This is a genomic window from Clostridium sp., assembly GCF_016650095.1.
GTDB lineage: Bacteria > Bacillota > Clostridia > Clostridiales > Clostridiaceae > Clostridium_AD.
In genome coordinates this window covers 1-6,212 of record NZ_JAENWL010000221.1, presented here as the reverse complement: position 1 = coordinate 6,212, position 6,212 = coordinate 1, and the positions used below count along the sequence as shown (strand labels likewise).

Sequence of the window (6,212 nt, the reverse complement as noted above, 5' to 3'; positions counted from 1 at the left end):
AATTCATTTTGATTAAATATTAACCCAATTAGATATTTCATTTTCAAAATACTTACCTATTTTAACTACTTCTCCCATAATAAGAGATGCATATTCTGTATTTAAGAACCAGTTATCTTTTGTCACTCCACTCCTATCTGTAACTGTGGATACATAGAATTCTACACTTAAAGGAAATGCTGTTTGGTAAGTTAGTAACGCTCTTCTCGAATGATATGATTTACACACTAAAATAGCCTTTTTTACTTGTATTTTATTTTCCTTTAAGATCTCCCACGATAACTGTGCATTTTCAAATGTATTCCTTGCTTTATTTTCTTTTAATATTGCTTTCTCTGGCACTCCTAATTTAATACCTATCTTTTTAAGATATTCCCATTCTGACTCATATTCAGATATGTTATTATTGCTAGCACCTCCTGTAGGTAATATATATGGTGCGAATCCCTTGTGAAATAATTCTGCAGCCCTTTCCATAAGCTGTGGCTGTCTACACCCAGGAACTAAAATTACATCCGATTTGTAAGTATCGGTTTCAACAAATATTAATTCAGTTATACAGTCAAATGGATAACTCAATTTTTATCATCTCCTCATAAATATGTACACGTTTTAATTTACCTTTAAACTATTCCAAGCTCTAATTGAATAAAATGCTATTAAAATTATTGATAAACAAAGTGCTATAATACTAAATACCGACTCTTTATAACTTATTCCCATATAACTATAAAGCATTATTAGTGGGATATTAGAAATGATTATTGTTAATATATATTTTATATAATTTAGCCCTACCGAAGCTGACACAAAACATACTACATCTGAGGGAGCTATTGGACACAATACGCCTAAAGCTAAAAATCTAAAGTTATACTTCTCCATTAATGGCTCTATATCTGGATGTCTTACTTTAATTGATTTTTTCATTTTTGAATTAGAAAATACTTTTGCTATAATATATATTAAAGTTTCGCTTAAACCCATTCCTATCATTGATAGTAAAAACCCATTAATCGGCCCAAACAATGTTCCACCTAAAATGATAAGTGTAGCTCCGGGTAAAAGAACTAACAATCTAATTACATAAAGTAATACGAAAATAAACATTGCCTCCTGTCGATCTGAAAGTAAATACTGTTTTATGGTTTCTATTCCAAATGATATAAATTCGTACTCATTAATTACATACGCCAATATAATCCATATCAACGAGCAAATTAAAACTATAATTATTTTATTTTTATTCATAAATACTTCCCCCTGCTATTTCATCAACCTTATATCCTCTGCTTTTGCGGAAAACATAATAATTTGCATGGTTTTATCTTCTATTATCTTCATATAAGCTTTAATATAATCCATCTCTATTATAAGTATACATTCAATTACCAAAACTTAATATATACACAGGTGCTATATTAATAAAATCTCGTTTTTCATCTACCCTTTTAAATACTCACTTATAAATTCTTTTTTATACAATGTATATTGGAAGGTAATAAACTTGCCTTCCTCCCTTAATATTTTATTATGAAAAGAATTATCCACACTAAAACCAAATTTCATGGTCATAATGTGGACAGTTTTGTTAATAACTTTATTTATGCCATCAAGAATTTATTTTGCATTAGATCTTGGAACTTCAAAAAACTCCTTTAAAGTCTTTTGGAGTATTTGTTTCTTATATTTTCAAAACCATACCAATTGAAATAATCAGTATATATGCGATTAAGAAAATGGCCACACCTCTTAGTATAAGATTCCCATAATATTTCATCCAAAATTCATGTTCTGCATCAAGTTTATAACTATCTTCGCATTTATTATCTATAAGCTCAGTTGGTTTTACAGCCTCCCTAAGTCCTATGTCTTCATCCATATCATCATAAAGTACTTTGCAATCAAAACAGCTTTCAAGGTGTTCTTCTACTAACTTAACTGTTTCTATCCTACATAGTTTCTCTTCATAAAGAGGTAGTAAGTCTCTAATTACACTACACTTCACAGTAGTTCACCTTCTTTTTTAAAGAATGTTTTGAACTGAATTCTAGCTCTATAAATAGTTATTTTAACCTTTGATAAACTCCAATTTAAAGTATTAGCTATCTCCTCATAGGAAAGTTCATTAAGTTCACAAAGTATTAGCACTGTTCTATATTCCTCTTTTAACTTATATAGTATTCTCATTACTTCTTCAGAATTTTCTTTGTTTTCTACAATAACCTCAGGATTACCATCTACCGCAACTAAAGAACTAATTATATTTTCCTGCATGGGAACACTCTGGGTTTTTATCTCTTTTCTATACCAGGATACATATACATTATGCGCTATACTGTATAACCAAGTTTTTATAGAAGATCTTCCCTCGTAAGCATTAAGTGATTTAAATGCCTTTAAAAATACCTCCTGACAAAGTTCTTCTGAGACATGACAATTAGTTGTTTGATAATATAAATATTTATAAATATCTAACCTATGTTTTTTATAAATATCCTCCAGGGTCTTTACTTGCTCCATCATAAAATTACACTCCTATATTTCACGCAAATATCCATATTGATGTCCATATAGCGAGCATTATCACTGCTGAAAGCCCAAGCTCTATAAGTATTTTAGCCTTTTTCATTGTTTTTTTATCTTCTTCAAATGCTGAAGTATCCACATTAATGCTATGCCTGGATTCGCTAAGTTCAATATTTCCCTGGTAATTATTTTTCCATTTAGAGCAAGACCTACACTCTTCAATATGCCTATCCATCCAAATTTTTGTTTCATCCTCAACCATTCCATCTATATAGGAAGGATATAAGTCTTTAAAGGTAGAACACAGGCTTTCATCTTTATTCATCTCTTAACCCTCCCTTATAGTTTTGTAGAGCACCAATCTCTCCAGTATTTACATCAACAAAATATATATTATGTTCTCTGCTCATATAAGGCATAACAACCACCATCCATTTTAGCTTAGTATCACCGCTTGGCTGTAATTCTTCAACAAGTTTAGCTCTTTTGGCGTATATATTGAAAGCTTTATATTTGTTATCTACTAGTTGAAGTGCTTTATTTTTCGAAATCTTAAATTCTTTTTCACTGTAATTAGTTGTATCCCCATAGTTAAATTTTGTATAATTACTAAGTTCGCCTTCATTATCCAAATAGATATTTATACCGCTGATTACTCCATTATCTTCATTAATGAATGAATAGTAGGAATATCTAGTATCTTCATTATATTTGTTATTATATCTACTATAATATTTAGTATTAAGGGTATATTTCATTTTTTCATTACTTGGAATTATTTTTTCATACATTTCTATGGCTTTGTTCTTATATTTTTCATATAGAATTTTATCGAATATAACCCTATTTTGATTATCTCGCTGAAAACTACGTATAGTACCATCATTAATATCTAACTTTAGAGAATTACCATTATCACAGATTAAACTTAATGTATTGTATTTATTTGAATATGCTGTAAAACCATAGGAACTATCTAATGCATAAGCTGGAGCTTTTTGTCCAAGATTCTGATACCATGTACATATACTTTTTTCAACTACTGCATTATCGATTTTAATTCCCTTATAATCTTTTAAATTTAGTAAATTACCAAATCCAAGCATATTATCAAGTTTTCCATTTTTAAACCACGTAACTTGTAGGTTATTAGAATCCTTTAAGTTATTTGATTTACCATTAGAAAATTTATTTTTAATTGACACTAAATATGAATTTTCTTCCTCTTGAATATACATATCTGCTTTTTCAGATTCATAGGTGTAGCCGCATTGTTTTAAAAAGTAACTTGTTTTATCCTTAACCTCATCAAGTTTTAATGTGCCAGGGTCCTCAGCACTCTTTAAGCTACTATTATGAACCTCGGATACTTTCCCTGTAACCTCACTTACATTTATATCATAATCACCTAAAACAATATAGAAATAATTATAAAAATCCATTGAAGTTCCTGAGTTTAATACAAGTTTACTTTTATTATCATCTAATGCAGTTCTAGCTACCTCTTCAGCCTCTTGCACAGTAGTTAACTTAATACTTTTATTGAATAACATAGAAACCATATTGTTCTCATTGCTTCTTATAGGATTAATTCCACAAAAACTTAACCCAAATATAACAACCATCAGAATAAATATTGATGAACATAGCTTTAAGCTTTTCCATAAAGCCTTCTCATTTTTAACTTTTATGCGTTCCACTATATGCCTTGAGCCTTCATAGATTCCCAGTAATAATAAAAATATTGGAAGAGCATAAGCAGACTCAATTTTAAAGCATAATAAAATAATTACTTCTGGAATTGCCACAAGGTAAAATATACGATACATTTTAGCACTTTGCTTCCAGTATACTTGGAAAAACAGAAAAATTATCAATGCCACAGCAATAATCAATAGACCTAAATATAAAAGACTCATTAATTCAAAGCTTTCTTTTGTTATATAAATTATTGCTGCGGTAAACGTATATACAATTGGTAGACTTACCATTGCTATATCAAAGCAGTGGAAAAAGCCTCTAAATTTATTTATTCCTATTGTAAGAATATCATAAACACCAACTACAAGAACATAGGCAAAGAATACATAATTTGAAAGCTGGGCTACAACATATTCTTTGCCTCCATAATAACTTAGCAGAGGACTTATTTTAGTATGATGAGCAAATTCTATTGTAAACCCTATAAACATTAAACCCCTTATAACTACGCCTAGAAAAGGCATGTATTTTTCGTAAAGTTCCGACTTGAAAAACAGATAATAAAGGGCAAATATAGCTGTTAAGACAAGGCATATTCCTATTAACTTAATTGATGTATCACTTAGTATAACTGAGTTTTGAAAGTGCCCCACTACCTTTTGTATGAATGTCATATATATAAAATCTCCTTTAATTTATTTCTATAGAAAATATTTTTTTGAAGCTTCTTTCATATAGACGCAAAGATTAAAAAAAAGTTACACTGTGGCCAAATAACTTAATTAATAATTCCAGCCTATCATGGGAATCGTAACAAAGAGGTGATTAACATGATTAAAAAGTTATTAGTTGTCTTCTCTATTTTAGTTATATTCTTACATTCAACATGTGTAAATGCTGAGGTTTTTAAATATGTTGAGATTTTTGACCCCAAACAAGATAAAGTTGTGAAAGTAGTCCAATCAAATCCGCAAATTCAAGATATGATTACAAGTTGGATTACCAATTTAGAAGGATTATATAAAAATGACCCCGCTACTGACGATGGATATGTGGTAAGGATTCCTTTAGACCCAATTGTTAAAGTGAATTGTAAGTCATTAAATGCACTTGTAAGTGAAGTATATATCTTAATTCCTGAAAACGAACCACCTTGTTATCTAATTTTTGAAGATGAAAATAAATTATTAAGTTTACCATTTAATGGCGACCTAGATAAATTATCAAAAATCCTTAATTTCAAACTAAATAATAATTAGCACGGTTTCCCAATTCATATAGCGTCACAAGCTATTACTACTTATGACGCTTATTTGTTTGATTTTACATAGAATTAGTAAATGCTATTGAATTTTAATATCATCAATTTTATAATCTTTTTCCTCAATATTAACAAGCTTTGTTTTTACTTCAAATATTTTTTCTTCTGGAAATACTGTCGTGCCATTTATTTTAAAAATCAGCACCTTAATTCTCCAAGTAATTTCAATAGGATTATCAGTTACTTTTGTATCGTATTTTAAATTATCATCAATGTATTCTATTATCTGACTTGATAATATATTTGATTTTAACTGGTTCAAGAATTCAATATTACGTTTATCGGCAATCCATTCTTTTGTGAAAATATCATCTAAATATTTTATTTCAGTTGAACTAAACTCCTCTGGAGGTACACTATTTAGCATACTCAACAAAGTTTTTATTTTATCATACCCCATACCTGCATCTAAATCATAGTAAATCCTTTTGTACTGATTTTTTTGCCATTGATAGTATATTTGTTCATTCCCAGACCCATAAAGACTATTATCAATTACTATTTCTGGTATCTTATCTCCTGTTATATCCTTAAAAATAAACCCACTATAAAACCCACTAAATATTATTTTATATTCTGAGCCATTCCATTGATAAAAATATATATCATTTTCATGTGTCATACTTCCCCAAGTTATTATTTCTGGTATATTATCATTGTT

The 6,212-nt window shown here is 29.0% G+C and carries 8 protein-coding genes; 1 reads left to right on the top strand and 7 read right to left on the bottom strand.

What is annotated here, in order from left to right; all coding sequences use genetic code 11:
- Positions 1–12: 12 nt before the first annotated feature.
- The 6 genes from JJE11_RS12650 to JJE11_RS12625 all read right to left on the bottom strand — a co-directional run bounded on the left by JJE11_RS12650 (position 13) and on the right by JJE11_RS12625 (position 4,904).
- On the bottom strand, positions 13–579 hold the full coding sequence (locus JJE11_RS12650) for a YdcF family protein (protein WP_291636152.1): 567 nt from the start codon (positions 577–579) through the stop codon (positions 13–15).
- 33 nt (positions 580–612) lie between these two features.
- Positions 613–1,251 carry a VTT domain-containing protein gene (locus JJE11_RS12645; RefSeq protein WP_291636150.1) on the bottom strand — a complete coding sequence of 213 codons (639 nt, stop codon included), beginning with the start codon at positions 1,249–1,251 and terminating at the stop codon, positions 613–615.
- Positions 1,252–1,684: 433 nt separating this feature from the next.
- The gene (locus tag JJE11_RS12640) at positions 1,685–2,008 is read right to left on the bottom strand and encodes a zf-HC2 domain-containing protein (RefSeq protein ID WP_291636149.1); all 324 of its coding nucleotides are present in this window, start codon (positions 2,006–2,008) and stop codon (positions 1,685–1,687) included.
- On the bottom strand, positions 2,005–2,526 hold the full coding sequence (locus tag JJE11_RS12635; RefSeq protein WP_291636147.1) for an RNA polymerase sigma factor: 522 nt from the start codon (positions 2,524–2,526) through the stop codon (positions 2,005–2,007). Before JJE11_RS12635 ends, JJE11_RS12640 begins: the two co-directional genes overlap by 4 nt.
- A gap of 19 nt (positions 2,527–2,545) precedes the next feature.
- Entirely contained in the window at positions 2,546–2,854 is a 309-nt protein-coding gene (locus tag JJE11_RS12630; RefSeq protein WP_291636144.1) for a zf-HC2 domain-containing protein, read from the bottom strand.
- Positions 2,847–4,904: a hypothetical protein gene (locus JJE11_RS12625; protein WP_291636142.1), complete on the bottom strand. Its 2,058-nt coding sequence runs from the start codon at positions 4,902–4,904 to the stop codon at positions 2,847–2,849. Before JJE11_RS12625 ends, JJE11_RS12630 begins: the two co-directional genes overlap by 8 nt.
- Positions 4,905–5,060: 156 nt before the next feature.
- Here JJE11_RS12625 and JJE11_RS12620 point away from each other — a divergent pair, with 156 nt between their 5' ends.
- Positions 5,061–5,489: a hypothetical protein gene (locus JJE11_RS12620; protein WP_291636140.1), complete on the top strand. Its 429-nt coding sequence runs from the start codon at positions 5,061–5,063 to the stop codon at positions 5,487–5,489.
- Between the two features lie 84 nt (positions 5,490–5,573).
- Here the strand turns inward: JJE11_RS12620 and JJE11_RS12615 are convergent.
- The coding region (locus JJE11_RS12615) for a hypothetical protein (protein WP_291636138.1) at positions 5,574–6,212 on the bottom strand (639 nt) is incomplete at its 5' end.